Below are 17949 nucleotides of genomic sequence, written 5' to 3' on the forward strand. Positions count from 1 at the left end.
GGGTCTACCACCTTACAAAATGCACCAGAAGTGGCAAGTGAATTTAATCAATAGTGCAGCGTTTAATAGCAGCACAACTTATAACAGGCGTTTTCAAAAGCCGAACTTTCATCTGAGGTAGTCATGACCGAAATGATTTCAGCAACAATTTTGCTGTTTCTGATTATGGATCCATTGGGCAATTTACCGATTTTCATGTCGGTGTTAAAACATCTCGACCCGAAACGCCGCCGCGTCGTACTGATCCGCGAAATGCTGATCGCCCTGCTGCTGATGCTGATTTTCCTGTTCGCCGGGGAAAAAATCCTGTCGTTCCTGAATTTACGTACTGAAACCGTGTCGATTTCCGGCGGTATCATTCTGTTTCTGATCGCCATAAAAATGATTTTCCCTTCTGAAGAAAAAAGCAGTACGGGCCTGTCAGCCGGTGAAGAACCTTTCCTCGTTCCGATGGCTATCCCGCTGGTCGCCGGTCCGTCGATCCTTGCCACGCTGATGCTGCTTTCACACCAGTATCCGAACCAGATGAGCCACCTGACGCTGGCCCTGTTTATTGCATGGGGACTGTCAATGGCCATCCTCCTGCTGTCGAATTTGTTCCTGCGCCTGCTGGGCGATAAAGGCGTCAGCGCTCTCGAACGCCTGATGGGCCTGATTCTGGTCATGCTCTCCACGCAGATGTTCCTCGATGGCATCAGGGCGTATTTGAAGATTTAGCGGACAGAAGAAACAAAAAAGGCGAGCCAACTGGCTCGCCTTTTTTATGACGGCTTTTACCGTTACACCACCATCGAGAGCAGCAAACATCCGCCCAGGCCGCACAGGGAAATGATGGTTTCCAGCACGGACCAGGATTTGAAGGTTTCGACGATGCTCAGGTTGAAATACTCCTTGAACAGCCAGAAACCCGGATCGTTAACGTGCGAGAAAATTACGCTGCCGGAACCGACGGCGATAACCATCAGTTCAGGGCTGACGCCGGTGGTAGCGATGAGCGGTGCGGCGATACCGCCAGCCGTGATTGCTGCCACCGTGGCAGACCCGAGCGCAATACGCAGTACCGCTGCAATTGACCAGGCCAGCAGGATAGGTGACAGCGTGCTGCCATCCATCATCGCAGCGATATATTTCTCGATACCACTGTCGACCAGTACCTGTTTGAACGCACCGCCACCGCCGATAATCAACAGCATCATCGCAATGATTTTGATGGAATCGCTGACCGTATCCATCACATCTTCCATCTTGCGGCCACGATTCAGGCCGAAGGTGAAGATTGCGATCAGCACAGCAATCAGCGTCGCCATCACCGGGTCACCGAAGAACTCTGCGTAAGCCAGCACCGGATGCCCTTTCGGCAAAATCATTTCGCAAACTGCGCGAAACGCCATCAAAATCACCGGCACCAGAGAAGTCGCGACGCTGACGCCGAAGCTCGGCATTTCTTCTTCAGTAAACGTTTTCGGGTTGAAGAGGCCTTCCGGCACAGGTTTGTCGATGCCTTTCAGGAAGCGGGCGTACACCGGTCCGGCCAGAATCACCGTCGGCACGGCCAGCAGTGAACCATACAACAGCGTTTTCCCCATATCGGCGTGGAAAATAGTCGCGATAGCCGTCGGCCCCGGGTGCGGAGGCAGGAAACCGTGGGTCACTGACAACGCTGCCGCCATCGGCACACCGACGTAAAGCAGTGGCAGACGCGCCGCTGCCGCCACGGTGAAGACCAGTGGCAACATAAGAACGAAGCCCACTTCATAGAACAACGCAAAACCGACGATAAAACCGGTCAGTACGATCGCCCACTGAATGTGTTCACGTCCAAATTTTTCGATAAGCGTGGTGGCAATCCGTTGTGCGCCCCCGCAGTCGGCCAGCATTTTACCGAGCATGGCACCAAAGCCCATGATCAGCGCCAGACTGCCGAGCGTGCCGCCCACCCCGTTCTTAATGGAGGTGATGACTTTATCGACCGGCATGCCTTGCATGATACCCACAGCCAGCGCGACCAGAATCAGTGCGATGAAGCCGTTGAGCTTAAAGCGGATCATCAGTAACAACAGCAGTGCGACGCCCACCGCTACAATAACTAGTGGCATATTCTTCCCCTCATGCTGTCGCTCTGGCGCAGAAACCCAACGAGCGACGCATTGATTTTAATTTTCAACATGTTGTAGGAATTAACAGTGCAACGGGTACAGACCGCGACCGCTAAAACAGCAGTGCATTCCTTTGTGATATTAGTCACATCTCCATTTGTTACCGGTATCATGATACCGGTAACATGCTAATATTAGGACTCACTACGCAGTCAAAATTTTCATTTTGGGATAGAGATCATACTTATGGCAGGACAAAGCATCATTCTGATGGGCGTGTCAGGCAGCGGTAAATCCACCGTCGGCGCGGCACTGGCCCGTGAAATCAACGCGAAATTCATCGACGGTGATGATCTTCATCCCCGCGCCAACATTCAAAAAATGGCCAGCGGCACGCCACTGAACGACGACGATCGTGCGCCGTGGTTATTACGCTTAAATGACGCCGCATACAGCCTGCGCCATAAAAACGAAACGGGCGTGATTGTCTGTTCCGCCCTGAAACGCCGCTATCGCGACGCGCTGCGTAAAGACAACGAAGGGATGGTATTCATCTACATGAAAGGCAGTTTCGACGTGATCGCCGATCGCCTGAAAGCCCGCGCCGGACACTTCATGCCGACTGATTTACTGAGAAGCCAGTTCGATGCGCTCGAAGAGCCGGGCGAAGACGAACCGGATGTCTTACGCGTCAATATTGATCATAAATTTGACGGCGTGGTCGACCGCTGCGTAGCTGCGTTGAAGACGGTAAAAAAGTAGTTTTCCGCATCCCGCTTGTTCAGAGATCCCCGGCCTGCACCGGGGGTTTCTTATTCCTTTCCCTGCTTTCTTCCTGAACTGCCCTCTTTTTCACAACGATCATACAGACCGGATTTTCACTGCTGAGAACATACCTCAGGCTTCGCCGCCAGGGCTGCCAGCGGCTGTTCGAAACCTGCCAACGGCGCGCAGACCGTATCGTAAAAATGATGATTTTGCCGCCGCTATCGGGCATTTGATGGAGAAAGACTACCTGAGAAATCAGGGAAAAAATGCCGGTTGCGGGCGGCTGAAATAACCGGTCGTCGCCTGTCACTTCCCGAATAAATATGGTAACAATAGGCGTAATTATGCGCAGCGATGACGCCAGGTCTTCGATCACAGAAAGGGCCGCGTCGCGCCTGCCAGCATCACCTTTACGGAGAACAGCGCAATATGTCAGCCAAACACCCTGTTATTGCAGTCACCGGTTCGAGCGGTGCGGGCACCACCACCACCAGCGTGGCGTTTCGTAAGATTTTCCAACAACTTGGCCTGCGCGCGGCTGAGCTGGAAGGCGACAGTTTCCATCATTTCACCCGCCCTGAAATGGACGCCGCCATCCGCAAGGCGCGCGATCTCGGGCGTCATATCAGCTATTTCGGGCCGGAAGCCAATGACTTCGGCTTACTGGAAAAAAGCTTCATTGAATACGGTAATACCGGCACCGGGCGCTCTCGTAAATATCTGCATACTTATGACGAAGCTGTTCCCTACAATCAGGTGCCGGGCACCTTTACGCCGTGGCAGGCGCTGCCGGAACCGACGGACATTTTATTTTATGAAGGTCTGCACGGCGGTGTGGTGGCGGACAAAATTGACGTCGCCGCGCAGGTTGATTTGCTGGTCGGCGTGGTGCCTATCGTCAACCTTGAGTGGATACAGAAACTGGTGCGCGATACCGGCGAGCGCGGGCATTCCCGTGAGGCGGTGATGGATTCGGTCGTGCGTTCGATGGATGACTACATCAACTACATCACCCCGCAATTTTCCCGCACCCACATTAACTTTCAGCGTGTGCCGACCATCGACACCTCCAACCCGTTTGCCGCAAAAGCCATCCCTTCACTGGATGAAAGTTTTGTGGTGATCCACTTCCAGGGGCTGGATGACATTGATTTCCCTTACCTGCTGGCGATGATTCAGGGCTCATTTATCTCGCAAATTAAAACGCTGGTGGTGCCGGGCGGCAAAATGGGGCTGGCAATGGAGCTGATTATGGCGCCGCTGGTGCAGCGCCTGATGGAAGGTAAAAAAATCGAATAAGCGGGCTCAGGCGTCGTTCATCAGTAAATGCTGAATGAAGCCAACATGCAGTTTTACGCCAATCTGCATCGCCTCTTCATCGAGGCGAAAACGCGGATTATGCACGCCATACGTCGCGCCGATCTTCTCGTTACCGCTGCCGATAAAGAGGAAACAGCCGGGCACTTTTTGCTGATAGGAAGAGAAATCTTCGCCACCAAACAGCGGCTGGCTGATTTCACGCAGCGCCTGTGTGCCTACCGTTTTGGCAATCACCTGACGCGCAATCGCACAGGCGTCAGGATGGTTATCTCCGTTGACGTAACCACGCGTCCAGCGCAGTTCATACTGCGCGCCGTGCGCGGCGGTAATCCCCGAAATAATCTGCTCCATCAATTGCGGCACATGCTCGCGTACCGTGCTGTGATGGGTGCGCAGCGTACCGGCGAGTTTTACCCGCTCCGGGATCACATTATAACTTTCGCCCGTCTGGAAGGTGGCGATGGTCAGCACCGGCACCTGAAGCGGGTCGATACGGCGGGCCACCACGTTTTGCAGCGCCGTCACCACTTCAGCGCCAATCACTACAGGATCCACGCACAGATGTGGCATCGAACCATGACCGCCTTTGCCGGTAATGGTGATGTCGAAATTATCCGTAGAGGCGCAGAACACGCCCTCTTTCAGCCCTACTTCGCCGGTCGGGGAGTTTGGCATCACATGCAGGCCGAAGATTTTCTCAACGCCGTCCAGCACACCTAAATCCACCAGTTCCTGCGCGCCGCCCGGTGGAAGCTCTTCCGCATGCTGAAAGATAAACCTCACCGAGCCGTGCAGCGCAGGCTGGCATTGCGTCAGCACTTTCGCCGCACCCAGCAGCATCGCAGTATGGGCATCATGGCCGCAGGCGTGCATCACGCCGGGCACCGTCGAGCAGAAGGGTTCGTCGTTTTCTTCCTGAATCGGTAAGGCATCAATGTCCGCGCGCAGCGCATATTTCGGCCCCGGATGTGCGCCCTGTAAATCGGCCACCACGCTGTTGGGCGTCAGCCGCGTCAGGGTCAGGCCGCCAAAATCTTCCAGCTGACGGGCGATATAATCCGCCGTGTTATGCTCCTGAAATGACAGCTCAGGATGAGCATGAAGATGTCTGCGCCAGCGCAGCACGTCCGCCCGGACATCAGCCAGCATCGCATCGAAATTAAAAGTCATCACACTTCTCCTCAGTTAAGCCGCATCACGCAGCGTTGCGCGCGGTTTCATCGCCAGCGGCAGGATCGCCAGACCGGCAACCACCATCGCCAGCGCCAGAAAAACAAACGTCGAGAGATATCCGTGACTGACGCTGATCAGATATCCCATCGCTATCGGTGCCACAAATCCGCCGAGTGTTCCGCCGGTGTTAATCAGCCCCATCGCCGCCCCCATCACCTCAGCGGGCAGGCGTTTCATCGGCAGCGTAAAGACCGTAACAAATGACGCCATCAGGAAAACGTAGCCGAGGAACAGACATAAACCGGCGGTCACCGCCGACGTTGAGGTGTACACCAGCCAGATGCACACGGCACTGAGCAAGGTGCAGCAGAAAATCACTTTCGGCTCGTTGCCCTGCATATAACGCCCGACCAGCCAGCCTGTCGCCAGCGACGAAATCCAGATCCCCAGCCCGCCGGTGGCAACCACCATCCCGGAGACGTCGAGCGACATGCCCCGCTGCTGCACCAGATACTTCGGCAGCCACGCCATCAGGCCATAAGAAGGAATGTTGATGCAGAAAATCGAGACGAACAGCAGTAAAACAATCGGGTTCTTCAGCAACTCACGATATCCGGTTTTCGCCCCTGTACGGGCCTGCGCTTTCGGCGGATCAGGCACCAGCAGGACAATCGCAGCCGCAATGGCAAAGGCCAGCAGACCGAGAATCGAGAACGATCCGCGCCAGCCGAGGGTATCGAGTGCACGGACGGCGATGAGCGGCCCGGCGGTCATCGCCAGCCCGGCGGAGGAGAGCAGAATGGACTGGGCGAAGGTACGTTGTTCGAGGGCGAAGTTGGATACCACGGCTTTTGCGCAGGAACAGGGGTAACCAGAATGGCCGATGCCTGAAAGAAAGCGAAACGTCACCAGCAGCCCCAGACCAAAGCCCAGTGCGCCGAAACATAAGGCGAAGCCCCCGAGCAGGAACAACGATATCGCCAGCACTTTTTTATAGCCAAACCGGTCATTCAGCCAGCCGGCGGGAATTTGAAACAGCGAATAGGCGAGGAAGAACATCCCGGTGATGTAGCCCAGTTGCTGCGGCTGAAGAGTAAATTCGCGCTCTATCGGCAACAGCGCAAAGCCCATCACCGTTTTGTCGATATACACCACGACATAGCCCACGAACAGCAGGAAAATCATCAGGGAACGACTTTTCATAGCGGATATCCCTTTTTGTTATCACCACGTCAGAAGTTCTCACTGTCGGGCGAAAGATAAAATGCGACATACGTCACGTAATCAACTGAATAACAACGCATTATTTTAACAACCCTGACGCTATCAGCTTTACAGTGCGGCCATAAGATGCAATTTTTGGGCGGGTGATGCTTTTTACTGATAGGGATCGGGATGCGCTATTTGCCGAAATTACAGCAACTGAAGGTTTTCCAGCAGGTTATCCGCAGCGGCAGTATTCGCGGTGCGGCGCGGGCGATGAATCAGTCACAACCGGCGGTCAGCAGAACGTTGCGGGAACTGGAACACACCCTCGATACGCAGCTGATTGTGCGCGGCAATCAGGGCATGGCGCTGACCGAAACCGGACGCGCATTTGCCCAGCGGATGCAGTTCATCCTTGAAGAACTGGAACGCGCAGCAGAAGAAATTCAGCAGATTAATCAGTATTCGCAGGGGTCGGTGGCGATAGGTTTTTCTTCACTGCTGGCGCTGACGGTTTTTCCGGCGCTGAATGAGGGGTTCAAAACCCAGTTTCCGCAGTCGAAATTGCTGATCAAAGAAGGTCAGCTTTCGGTGCTGTTACCGGCGCTGCGCGAAGGCAGGCTGGATTTTGCCGTCGGCACCGTCGGGCCGGGCTTTCCGCTGGAGGATCTGGTGCGCGAACCGCTGTTTAGCGCACCGTTTGGCATCATCGCGCGGCGCGGTCATCCGCTGGCACACGCCACCTCGCTTGAGGAACTGCATGAGGCGCGCTGGGTACTGCCGGAAACGGACATGGGGTATTACCCGCAATTGCAGCTTTCGATGGGCGGATTGCATCCGCCGTTCGCAGAAACGCCGGTGCGAACGGATTCGGTGGTGTGCGGGCTAAATATGGTGTTGCAGTCAGATTACCTGACCATTGTTGCGCGGGCGATGCGGGCGCCTTTCGGATTGCAGGATAAGCTGTGTCTGCTCAATATCGACACCCTGCCACAGGCGGAATACTGCGTACTTTATTCGCAAAAATCGCCGCTGACGTTTGCCGCGCGGCGATTTTTGGATTTACTTCGTCATCAGTGCCAGACGTATGACTGGTCGTGACTTATTCGACGTTAACCACTTCGAAACTGTGGGTGATCGAGGCGGCTTTGCCCAGCATCAGAGAAACGGAACAATATTTCTCAGCTGACAGGCTGACGGCGCGCTCCACAACCTTGTCAGTCAGGTCTTTACCGGTGACGATGAAGTGCAGATTGATGTGTGTGAACAAACGCGGTGCTTCTTCGCGACGTTCTGACGTCAGTTTCACTTCACAGTCACGGACATCGCTGCGGCCTTTTTGCAAAATCGACACCACGTCGATCGCGCTACAGCCGCCAGCGGACATCAGTAACATTTCCATCGGACTCGGCGCTTTATCACCGGCATTCCCGTCCATTAAAACCTGATGACCCGACGCGGATTCACCTAAAAACGTCAGACCTTCCACCCATTTTACGCGTGCGTGCATTTGCTTATCTCCTGGCGTTCTTATTCATCAAATTTTCACCCCAGAGTACCCTTTCACCTAAAAACTGGCAACGTAACCCGATCGCCATCATGCTGAAGCGAGACAACACAAGACAGCATTGCAAACCTGTGTTACAAACAAAGCCGAAACATACTTTCCAGTAAATTGCGGTGACGGTTTTCGCGGTTTAAGAACAGAACCCAAGGTGATAACAGCAATTAACAGGCTGTTTCACTCCGACATCCGCTTGCAGCATTTCTGGTGAGTTACATGCTGATAGGGCGCATTAATATTCAGACGCCGTACAGGGAACTCTGAGCCCTGTGATTTTGGGCAGCGATAATAACAGAGGATAATAGCAAATGGTTCTCGGCAAGCCACAAACAGACCCGACACTTGAATGGTTCCTGTCTCACTGTCATATACATAAGTATCCTTCTAAAAGTACGCTGATTCACCAGGGTGAAAAAGCCGAAACGCTGTACTACATCGTGAAAGGGTCGGTTGCCGTCCTGATTAAAGATGAAGAAGGCAAAGAGATGATACTTTCCTACCTTAACCAAGGTGACTTCATCGGCGAGCTGGGACTCTTCGAAGAAGGTCAGGAACGCAGTGCCTGGGTACGTGCTAAAACTGCCTGCGAAGTGGCTGAAATTTCTTATAAAAAATTCCGCCAGCTGATTCAGGTTAACCCGGACATTTTGATGCGCCTCTCCGCGCAGATGGCAAACCGTCTGCAAATGACGTCAGAGAAAGTCGGTAACCTTGCTTTCCTCGACGTAACGGGCCGTATCGCTCAGACCTTATTGAATCTGGCCAAACAGCCAGATGCCATGACCCACCCGGACGGGATGCAGATTAAAATTACCCGCCAGGAAATCGGTCAGATCGTCGGTTGCTCCCGTGAAACCGTCGGCCGCATTCTCAAGATGCTGGAAGATCAGAGCCTGATCTCCGCACACGGTAAAACGATTGTCGTTTACGGCACACGTTAATCCCTCAAAAAAAGGCGCGACAGCTTACTGTCGCGCCTTTTTTATGGGCTAAGCTTCATCCATGACGCTATGGCGAAGGCTGTTTTATCATCCCGAAGTGAACTATGCACTGCGTCAGACGCTGGTGTTATGTCTGCCGGTCGGCCTCTGCTGGCTGTTTGGGAATCTGCAAATGGGCCTGTTGTTTTCCCTCTGCCCTGCCTGCTGTAACGTCGCCGGTCTTGATACTCCCCACAAACGCTTTTTCAAACGTCTCATTATTGGTGGTGCTCTGTTTGCGCTGGGCAGCATTCTGCTGCAAGTGATGCTGACCGGGTGGCACCTCCCGCTGCCGCTGATCATGCTGTCGCTGGCATTATTGCTTGGCGTCACCGGCGAAATCAGCCCGCTCCATGCGCGTCTGTTGCCCGGTGCTTTAGTGGCGACCATCTTTACCCTGAGCATGGTGGGCGTCAGGCCGATGTGGCAGGCACCCGCGCTGTTTGCCGCAGGCACCGCCTGGTACGGCCTGTTTAACTGGGCGTGGTTTCGCATATCAAAAGAACAACCGATGCGCGAAACCCTCAGTCAGCTGTATTTGCAACTGGCGGATTATTTCGAAGCCAAATACAGCCTGCTGACGCAGCATACTGACCCTGAAACCGCATTGCCGCCGCTGCTCAAGCGCCAGCAACAGGTCATCGATCTTATCGCCCTGCTTTATCAGCAGCTGCACATGCTGCCGCAGCACGGACATCATCATCACTACAAGCGGCTGTTTCAGCGTTTTCAGGTGGCACTGGATTTGCAGGAGCACATTACCGTCAGCCTGCATCAGCCGGAAGAAGTGCAAAAGCTGGTGGAAGAGAGCCATGCGGAAGCGGTGATCCGCCGTAATGCTCAGGTGATTTCAGCCCGTCTGCGGGTGATTGCTGACGACATTCTTTACCACCGTCTTTCCGGGCGTTTTACCATGGCGAACGAACTGGCGGCGCTGGAGAAAATTGCAGCACGCAATCCGGATAATCCGGTCGGCCAGTTCTGTTATTACCATTTCAGCCGCATCGCACGCCTGCTGCGTACCCAGAGGCCACTGTACCGGCGCGATCTGATGAATACTCAGCCGCGCCTGCCTTTCTGGCCCGCACTGAAAAGCTATTTGTCCTTTAAATCCATTGCCCTGCGCAATGCCGCACGTCTCGGCATTATTCTGGCGTTAGGCAGCAGCCTCGGGTTGTTCTTCAATCTGCCGAAACCTTACTGGATTTTGCTGACCATCATGCTGGTCAGTCAGAACGGTTATAACGCCACACGCGTGCGCATTCAGCACCGTGCGCTCGGCACGCTGGCGGGATTGCTGATCGCCGCTGCCCTGCTGAAACTGGAGCTGCCCGAGGGCGTCACGCTGCTGTGTATGCTGGTGATTACGCTGATATCGTACACAGTGTTGCGGAAAAACTACGGGCTGGCGATGGTGGGTATGACGGTGACGGCGGTGTATACGCTCCAGCTTCTGGCGATGAATGGCGTGCATTTTCTGGTGCCCCGGCTTATCGATACCCTGATCGGCTGCGCCCTCGCCTTCGGCGGTACGATCTGGCTGTGGCCTCAGTGGCAGAGCGGATTGCTGCGACAAAATGCCCATCAGGCGCTGGAAGCCGATCAGGAAGCGATCCGGTTGTTACTGCAGGATAATCCGGATACCGCCAAACTGGCATACGCCCGAATGCAGGTCAATCAGGCCCACAACAAGCTGTTTACCTCGCTGAATCAGGCGATGCAGGAACCGGGGTTTAACTCGCATTATCTGACGGATATGCGTTTGTGGGTAACGCACAGCCAGTTTGTGGTCGAGCATATTAACGCGATGACCATTCTCGCCCGCGAGCATTACATGCTGCCGGAAAAACTGGCGACGGAGTATTTACAGACCTGCGAAATCGCGCTGCAAAGCTGTCAGCAACGCTTGCTCTACGACGGGCCGGGCAGCGAGAACAATCTGTTCAATGCGCCTGAACTGCACCCGGATATGCCGCTGACCGAGATGGAACGCCACCTGCGACGCGTAATTTCGCATCTCAGCGTGATGCATACGATTTCGTCACTGGCGTGGAAGCAGAGGCCGCATCATGGGATCTGGCTGACGCGCAAGGCGTGAAGGGGAATGCCCTTTCAAACTCCCGTTTTTACTGGCTTGCAGCCTGCCTGTCTTTTAAAACAGACTGGCGCTATTTCGGTTTCTCGGTGTGGAGGCGCGCACTCGCCGCTGGTTAAAACCGACTGAGTACATTTCGGTGTTAACCAGCGATTTAGCAGGGCTCACCCCCCGCAAACTTTCCCCACCGCTTTCTCAAACCGCTGCATCCCTTCTTCAATATCCGCGAAGTCGATAACCAGCGATGGTGCAAACCGCATTACATTCGGTCCCGCGACCAGCATCATCAGGCCGAATTCAGCGGCGGCGGCGTGGAACTCGCCCGCGCGGTTTTTGAAGGCATCCGACAACTCGGCTCCAATCAGTAATCCCTGACCGCGGAATTCTTTGAAGATGTGATATTTCTGGTTGATGGCCTCCAGCGCGATGATGAATTTCTCGCGACGCTCGTCGATACCCGCCAGCACTTCCGGGGTGTTGATGATATCCAGTGCCGCTTCAGCCACGGCGCAGGCCAGCGGGTTACCGCCGTAAGTGGTGCCGTGTTTGCCCGGTTCCATCACGGAGGCCACGTCTTCGGTTGCCAGCATCGCTGAAACCGGGAAGCCGCCGCCCAGCGCTTTGGCGGTGGTCAGAATGTCCGGCGTCACACCGTAATGCATGTAGCTGAAGAGTTTGCCGCTGCGGCCCATGCCGCTTTGTACTTCGTCCAGCACCAGCAGCGCCTGATGTTTGTCGCACAACTCGCGCAGACCTTGCAGGAATTCCTGGGTGGCAGGCGTCACTCCGCCCTCGCCTTGTACCGGCTCAACCACAATGGCGCAGGTGTGATCGTCGATGACCGCTTTGACGGCGTCCAGATCGTTAAACGGCACGTGGACGATATCAGCCGGTTTCGGGCCAAAGCCGTCGGAGTATTTTGGCTGACCGCCCACAGACACGGTGAACAGCGTGCGGCCATGGAAGGCGTTATGGAAAGCGATGATCTTACTTTTGTACGGGCTGTGACGGTGCGAGGCGTAGTAGCGCGCCAGTTTAAAGGCCGCTTCGTTGGCTTCCGCGCCTGAGTTGGCGAAAAATACGCGGTCAGCAAAGGTGGCGTCGATCAGCTTCTGAGCCAGTCGCAACGCGGGTTCGTTGGTGAACACATTGCTCACGTGCCACAGCGTTTCGCCCTGCTCGTGTAATGCTTTCACCAGTGCAGGATGGCAATGCCCGAGCGCCGTCACGGCAATCCCCCCGGCGAAATCAACATACTCTTTGCCCTGCTGATCCCACACGCGGCTGCCTTTACCTTTCACCGGAATAAATTTAGCAGGTGAATAAATCGGCAAAATCACTTTGTCGAACGTGCTCCGGTCTACCGCTGATTTTTCTGCCATAACCCTTTCCCTCACTGCCGTTAACATGAAAATATAATCACAAAATATGCATAAAAAATCACAAACAGGCAAACGGTAATCGCACCTGATGGGTAAGTAATTTTTTCGGCAGAATTAACTGATTAGATTTTAAGGAAATTATTCAGAAGCTGGTGCCCCTGTTCGCTCAGAATGCTTTCCGGATGGAACTGAACGCCATGCAGCGGAAGGGTTTTGTGCATGATGCCCATGATTTCGTCGCGGGCGCCTTCACGTTCTGTCCACGCGGTGACGTCAAAACAGTCTGGCAGCGTGTCGGGTGCAATCACCAGAGAGTGATAACGCGTGACGGTCAGCGGGTTATTCAGCCCGCTAAACACGCTGTTGCCGGTGTGGCGGATGGGCGACGTTTTGCCGTGAATCGCCTGACGGGCGCGCACGATGTTCGCACCAAATGCCTGTGCCATCGCCTGATGCCCAAGGCATACGCCAAGCACCGGCAAGCGCGTCGAGAAATGCGTAATGGCTTTCAGGGAAATCCCGGCCTGATCGGGCGTGCAGGGGCCGGGGGAAATCACCAGATGCGACGGCGAGAGCTGCTCAATGTCGGCGAGGGTCAGCTGATCGTTACGCATCACTTTCACCTCTGCGCCCAGCTCGCAAAAATACTGATAGAGGTTGTAAGTGAAGGAGTCGTAGTTGTCGATCAGCAGCAGCATAGTGTTCCCGGTAAAGTCGAAAATTTACCGGGCAATTCTACGCATTTTTCCGTGCAGGCTTCAGCACTTTCTGGGAATGTTTTACCGGCAGAAAGTCAGTGGTCGTCGGCTATTTCACTGATCACGGTGCTGAAAATCGCCACCAGATCAGATTCATCGCCAAACACGGCAGTTTTGTTGGCCTCTATCCACCGCTCCCTTCCGACATTCGCCCACTGAATGTCATAACCGGCATGGATAACCAGCTGCTCGGTGAAAATCCTCAGTGCGCGCCCGTTGCCGTCGCGGAAAGGATGCAGCAAGTTCAGTCCGGTGTAGTAATGCGCCAGCCGTTCGGCAAACTGATCAAGTGGCAGGCCAACGAGAAACTCTTCGTCTTCCAGTTCCTGCATCAGGGCATTGCCTTCCTTTTCGATATAGCCGAAATGGCAAAACTGGGTGTCGTCTTTATAGATATCGATTTCACGGAACTCACCCGCCCACGGATAGATATCCTGAAACAGGGACAGATGGATGGCGCACAGGTGCGGCAGCCCCATTACCGAGGGGCCGAGGGGCATCACTGCCGCCCGCAATGCCGTGAAGGCCAGCTCGGCTTCGCGCAGGCGGTGTGCCTCGCGGATTTCCAGCCTGTTTTTCAATACGTTAATGCCGCGATAGTAGTAAGGGTCGGCACCGGCCACCAGTTTATCGTTCATAGTGCCCCCTCAGCTCGGCCAGACGTTGTGCAATCTGGTCGTTATCTAACGTGACGACCTCAACCTGCAGGCCATCCAGCGCGCTGCTGGCCTGAAAGTTTTGCCGCTGCCGTTCCCGAAAGAGTTTTTCCTGCTGTCTGAGCGTGGTTTTCTTCGCCATCGTTTCCTCCCTGGCACAGCCATTAGGGCGCATACCTTGTGGAGTTAAGTATAGACAGAGAAAAAAGGGCGCCACGTGCGGCGCCATAAACTCAGATTATTCAACGGCGATCGGTTGATCGCTGACCTCCGTTTTTTGTTCGCCCTGCAACGTTTTCACCCGTTGCTCAAGCTGCTGAACGGCTTTGGCATCCGGCAGCAGTGAGTATTTCAGCTCAAACACCGTGCTCTGACCCGGCTGTAACTGTTTAACGCGGCCTTGCTTACGTTCGATGGTCACCGGATAGGCGTAATTGGTGCCCGGTTCGATGCCGGTGACGTAACCTTGTTTCAGCGTGTCGGTGTTTTTCCACAGCGTCAGCAGCGGCAACTGATGGGTGTCGAACTCAATCGAGGCGCCTTTATCACCCGCTTTGTTGACCACCCCGGCCACGGTTTTGCCCTGTGCATCCGCCAGCGGCACCATGTTAAACACCATTTCGTCGAAGCCTTTGGTCGGCCCGGCGTAGGTTTGCCAGTCGGTCAGCCCTTTTTTGGCGTAGTCATTGAACGGTGAAATGGACTTCAGCGGCGCGATAAAGCGGGCACCCTGTTCAAGGATCGGCTGACCAAAGTTGCTGTGATAGATGATCTGATAATCGTGCGGATAGTCAGAGGCGTTGGTCAGCGTGTCATGGATAGTCCAGGACTGACTGCCCGGCACGTAACGCAACTCTGTCCAGGTTTCGAGCCTGGCTTTCTTAAAGGTGTTCTCTTTCAGCAGGCCGCGTACGGTGATTTCAAACGGCGCTTTGTCGGCAATCTCAATCTCTACCTTCGACGCGGGCGTATTGCCTGCGCGGCCATGCAAGGTGTAAATCATGCCGTCGGCAGTCACCGGATGGCCGGTCCATTCAAAGCCGCAGCGCACCATCATTTCGTTGAAACCTTCCAGCCAGCCCACACCGTTGCGGCTTTCCAGATTGATATACGCCGGGTTCACCACTTCCTGAACCGGCGAATCCCAGCCTAAACGAATGTTATCGCCGGTGACGTGCAGTAAATCCATCCCGCGCGTCGGGCTGAGGGCGATTGTCAGCCCTTTACTGGTGATAGTGATGACTTTGGAGCCTTCCTGCTTGCCGCCATGCAGTACTTTTTGTTCGATGCTGAAATCCGCGCCGGCAAGATTCAGCTTTTTGCTGTCAGTCTTCCAGTTTCCCAGTTCCGTACCGGCTTCAGCATCCGTCAGCACGATAGTTTGTGCAGCAGCCTGCCACGAAAAAAGCCCCATCACGATCCCGGTTACGAGTAATTTTTTCACATTCACTCCTTTTTGCTGAATTGATTTAGCCCAAAAGCAATTCAGCCTACAAAGCCCGTCAGGTGAAAAACGTGACAGCCTTCACTTCGCCGGGTTTTTCATCAAAAACAGCCACAGTAACGTGCTTTGAACGACACATTGAGATGTCACAAAGGGAGTGTTGCACTGAAAAATGCGAGGTCAGGCGGGAATCAAACAGGAGAAGCTGACGCGGTTCAGCTACTCCTGTTAAGTGAAGAGCGTTACTTTTTACGGCCACCCATAATGGAGCCGAGCACACCACGTAAAATCTGACGCCCCAGGTCGCGCGCAATACTTTTCGCCGCCACCTGCACCACGCCGTCGCGTTTGCCACCGCGCGGGCCGGTGCTGCCAAACAGCAGATCGTTCAGGCCTCCCATCAGTCCGCCGCCGGAAGCACCTTCCGCCGCAGGTTTGGCGGAGGCGGTTGATTGCGGCGTGGCGACCGTGCCAAAGCCCTGTGCGGTGATTTTTTCGTAAGCGGATTCCCGGTCAATGCTGTCTTCGTAGCGGCCATACAACGGTGACTGATTGATGGCTTTATTGCGTTCGTCATCGCCCAGCATGCCCATTTTAGATTCCGGCGCGATCACCATCGCCCGCTGCACCACCTCAGGACGCCCTTTTTCATCCAGGAATGACACCAGCGCTTCGCCCACGCCCAGTTCGGTAATTGCCGTTTCAGCATCAAATGCCGGATTGGCGCGCAGCGTTTGTGCCGCTGCCTTCACCGCTTTCTGGTCACGCGGCGTAAAGGCGCGCAGGGCATGCTGCACACGGTTGCCGAGCTGCCCGAGCACGCTGTCTGGAATATCCAGCGGATTCTGCGTGACGAAGTAAATCCCGACGCCTTTCGAGCGGATCAGACGCACCACCTGCTCGATTTTGGTCAGCAATGCCTGCGGCGCGTCATTGAACAGCAGATGCGCTTCATCAAAGAAAAACACCAGCTTCGGCTGTTCCGGATCGCCCACTTCAGGCAGATGTTCGAACAGCTCGGCCAGCAGCCACAACAGAAAAACCGAGTAGAGTTTCGGCTGATTAATCAGCTTATCCGCCGCCAGCAGATTGATCACACCGTGGCCGTTTTTATCGGTTTTCATCAGATCATTGATCTCCAGCATCGGCTCGCCGAAGAACTGGTTGGCGCCCTGACCTTCAAGCGTCAGCAGCCCGCGCTGGATAGCTCCGATGGACGCTGTGGAAATATTGCCGTACTGCGTCTGGAACTGTTTCGCGTTCTCGCCGGCAAACTGCACCATGGCACGCAAATCTTTCATGTCGAGCAGCAACAGGCCATTGTCGTCGGCAATCTTAAACACCAGCTGCAATACGCCGCTCTGCACCTCATTAAGGTCCAACAAACGCGCCAGCAACAGCGGGCCGAGATCTGAAACCGTGGCGCGGATCGGATGGCCTTTTTCGCCAAAAATGTCCCATGGAATAATGCTGCACGCCTGCGGCTGCCAGTCGGTCACGCCGATGTTATTCAGCCGCGCGGTGAGTTTTTCCGACGGCACACCTGCGGCGCCAATCCCTGATAAATCCCCTTTCACATCGGCCAGAAAAACCGGAATGCCGATGCGCGAAAACTGCTCGGCCATGCGTTGCAGCGTGACGGTTTTACCGGTGCCGGTCGCGCCGGTAATCAGACCATGCCGGTTCGCCAGCGCAGGCAGGATCACCAGATCCTGTACCGGTTGACCTTCACTCATGGCTTTCGCAATCAGACGGGCTTCACTCATTTCATTATCCTTGACGTGGGCGCGGGGCGTTTATTAAAACCTATTCGTCAGCGGGTTGGGCGTCAAGAAATGGACATGAAAAAGCCCCCGAATCCGGAGGCTTTATAGAAAGGAACAAAAGGGTCGGAAATAAAGCTTATGGCAGCACTTTCGCAGACAAGATCACGATAGGCGTTGTCGGGACGTTCTGGTACGGGCCGACGTTGTCGGTTTTGACCTGAGACATCTTGTCTACGATATCCATCCCTTTGACGACTTTACCGAAAACGGCGTAACCGAAATCACGCTGGCCGTGATCGAGGAAGGCGTTGTCTGCCACGTTGATGAAGAACTGGCTGGTGGCGCTGTCTTTATCGGCAGTACGCGCCATCGCGACGGTGCCGCGCAGGTTACGCAGGCCGTTATCCGCTTCGTTCTTGATAGGCGCTTTGGTGGCTTTCTGCTGCATGTCCGCGGAGAAGCCGCCGCCCTGCACCATAAAACCTGGGATTACGCGATGGAATACGGTGTTGTTATAGAAACCGCTCTGGGCGTAATCAACAAAATTCTTCACAGAAACCGGTGCTTTCGCACTGTCGAGTTCCAGTTCGATATTCCCTGCTGAAGTCGTCAGCATTACGTGAGTTTCACCGGCAGCAAAAACTGGCGACACAGCAGTCAGGGATAGCAGCGCAGTTAAGGCCACTAAAGTACGTTTAAACATGACGGTTCCTTTCTCGTGAATACAAACAGCAGATCTTA

Annotated in this window: 18 protein-coding genes; 6 read left to right on the top strand and 12 right to left on the bottom strand. The window is 54.7% G+C overall.

Annotated features, from left to right (window positions below; genetic code table 11):
- Positions 1-123 precede the first annotated feature (123 nt).
- Positions 124-717: a YhgN family NAAT transporter gene (locus tag J1779_RS04290; protein WP_056775258.1), complete on the top strand. Its 594-nt coding sequence runs from the start codon at positions 124-126 to the stop codon at positions 715-717.
- 62 nt (positions 718-779) lie between these two features.
- Here J1779_RS04290 and gntT read toward each other — a convergent pair whose 3' ends face one another.
- On the bottom strand, positions 780-2096 hold the full coding sequence (gntT, locus tag J1779_RS04295; protein ID WP_217202936.1) for a gluconate transporter: 1317 nt from the start codon (positions 2094-2096) through the stop codon (positions 780-782).
- Between the two features lie 246 nt (positions 2097-2342).
- On the opposite strand from gntT, the gene J1779_RS04300 reads away from it, so the two are divergent.
- Positions 2343-2858, top strand: coding sequence for a gluconokinase (locus J1779_RS04300; protein ID WP_056775267.1), 516 nt, complete (start codon positions 2343-2345; stop codon positions 2856-2858).
- Between the two features lie 19 nt (positions 2859-2877).
- Here the strand turns inward: J1779_RS04300 and J1779_RS04305 are convergent, their stop codons facing one another.
- Complete coding sequence (locus J1779_RS04305; protein WP_217202937.1) at positions 2878-3240, bottom strand: hypothetical protein; 363 nt, start codon at positions 3238-3240, stop codon at positions 2878-2880.
- A 53-nt stretch (positions 3241-3293) separates the two neighbouring features.
- Between J1779_RS04305 and J1779_RS04310 the strand changes: the two genes are divergently transcribed.
- On the top strand, positions 3294-4163 hold the full coding sequence (locus J1779_RS04310; protein ID WP_056775274.1) for a phosphoribulokinase: 870 nt from the start codon (positions 3294-3296) through the stop codon (positions 4161-4163).
- Between the two features lie 6 nt (positions 4164-4169).
- Here the strand turns inward: J1779_RS04310 and J1779_RS04315 are convergent, their stop codons facing one another.
- Positions 4170-5354, bottom strand: coding sequence for an amidohydrolase (locus J1779_RS04315; RefSeq protein WP_217202938.1), 1185 nt, complete (start codon positions 5352-5354; stop codon positions 4170-4172).
- A gap of 15 nt (positions 5355-5369) precedes the next feature.
- Entirely contained in the window at positions 5370-6560 is a 1191-nt protein-coding gene (locus J1779_RS04320) for an MFS transporter (protein WP_217202939.1), read from the bottom strand.
- Positions 6561-6752: 192 nt separating this feature from the next.
- Between J1779_RS04320 and J1779_RS04325 the strand changes: the two genes are divergently transcribed.
- Positions 6753-7664, top strand: coding sequence for a LysR substrate-binding domain-containing protein (locus J1779_RS04325; RefSeq protein WP_136375010.1), 912 nt, complete (start codon positions 6753-6755; stop codon positions 7662-7664).
- 1 nt (position 7665) lies between these two features.
- Here the strand turns inward: J1779_RS04325 and J1779_RS04330 are convergent, their stop codons facing one another.
- Positions 7666-8073 (bottom strand): OsmC family protein, encoded by a 408-nt coding sequence (locus tag J1779_RS04330; protein WP_122097314.1) that lies wholly within the window; start codon positions 8071-8073, stop codon positions 7666-7668.
- 362 nt (positions 8074-8435) lie between these two features.
- Here J1779_RS04330 and crp point away from each other — a divergent pair, with 362 nt between their 5' ends.
- Both crp and J1779_RS04340 read left to right on the top strand, forming a co-directional pair.
- On the top strand, positions 8436-9068 hold the full coding sequence (gene crp, locus J1779_RS04335) for a cAMP-activated global transcriptional regulator CRP (protein WP_056775291.1): 633 nt from the start codon (positions 8436-8438) through the stop codon (positions 9066-9068).
- Positions 9069-9129: 61 nt separating this feature from the next.
- Positions 9130-11205, top strand: a complete 2076-nt coding sequence (locus tag J1779_RS04340; protein ID WP_217202940.1) for a YccS/YhfK family putative transporter — start codon at positions 9130-9132, stop codon at positions 11203-11205.
- 161 nt (positions 11206-11366) lie between these two features.
- Here the strand turns inward: J1779_RS04340 and argD are convergent, their stop codons facing one another.
- The 7 genes from argD to ppiA all read right to left on the bottom strand — a co-directional run bounded on the left by argD (position 11367) and on the right by ppiA (position 17911).
- Positions 11367-12584, bottom strand: coding sequence for a bifunctional acetylornithine/succinyldiaminopimelate transaminase (gene argD / locus J1779_RS04345; protein WP_217202941.1), 1218 nt, complete (start codon positions 12582-12584; stop codon positions 11367-11369).
- 122 nt (positions 12585-12706) lie between these two features.
- Positions 12707-13282, bottom strand: a complete 576-nt coding sequence (locus tag J1779_RS04350) for an aminodeoxychorismate synthase component II (RefSeq protein WP_136374712.1) — start codon at positions 13280-13282, stop codon at positions 12707-12709.
- 95 nt (positions 13283-13377) lie between these two features.
- Positions 13378-13980 (bottom strand): putative adenosine monophosphate-protein transferase Fic, encoded by a 603-nt coding sequence (locus J1779_RS04355; protein ID WP_122097311.1) that lies wholly within the window; start codon positions 13978-13980, stop codon positions 13378-13380.
- On the bottom strand, positions 13970-14140 hold the full coding sequence (locus J1779_RS04360) for a YhfG family protein (protein ID WP_072158094.1): 171 nt from the start codon (positions 14138-14140) through the stop codon (positions 13970-13972). Before J1779_RS04360 ends, J1779_RS04355 begins: the two co-directional genes overlap by 11 nt.
- 96 nt (positions 14141-14236) lie before the next feature.
- Entirely contained in the window at positions 14237-15442 is a 1206-nt protein-coding gene (locus J1779_RS04365) for an aldose 1-epimerase family protein (RefSeq protein ID WP_122097310.1), read from the bottom strand.
- Positions 15443-15684: 242 nt separating this feature from the next.
- Positions 15685-17208, bottom strand: coding sequence for a helicase HerA-like domain-containing protein (locus J1779_RS04370; RefSeq protein WP_217202942.1), 1524 nt, complete (start codon positions 17206-17208; stop codon positions 15685-15687).
- Positions 17209-17344: 136 nt separating this feature from the next.
- On the bottom strand, positions 17345-17911 hold the full coding sequence (gene ppiA, locus J1779_RS04375) for a peptidylprolyl isomerase A (protein ID WP_056775319.1): 567 nt from the start codon (positions 17909-17911) through the stop codon (positions 17345-17347).
- Between the last annotated feature and the right edge of the window lie 38 nt (positions 17912-17949).

Origin of the sequence: Rahnella rivi, assembly GCF_019049655.1 — a bacterium.
GTDB classification, from domain to species: Bacteria; Pseudomonadota; Gammaproteobacteria; order Enterobacterales; family Enterobacteriaceae; genus Rahnella; species Rahnella rivi.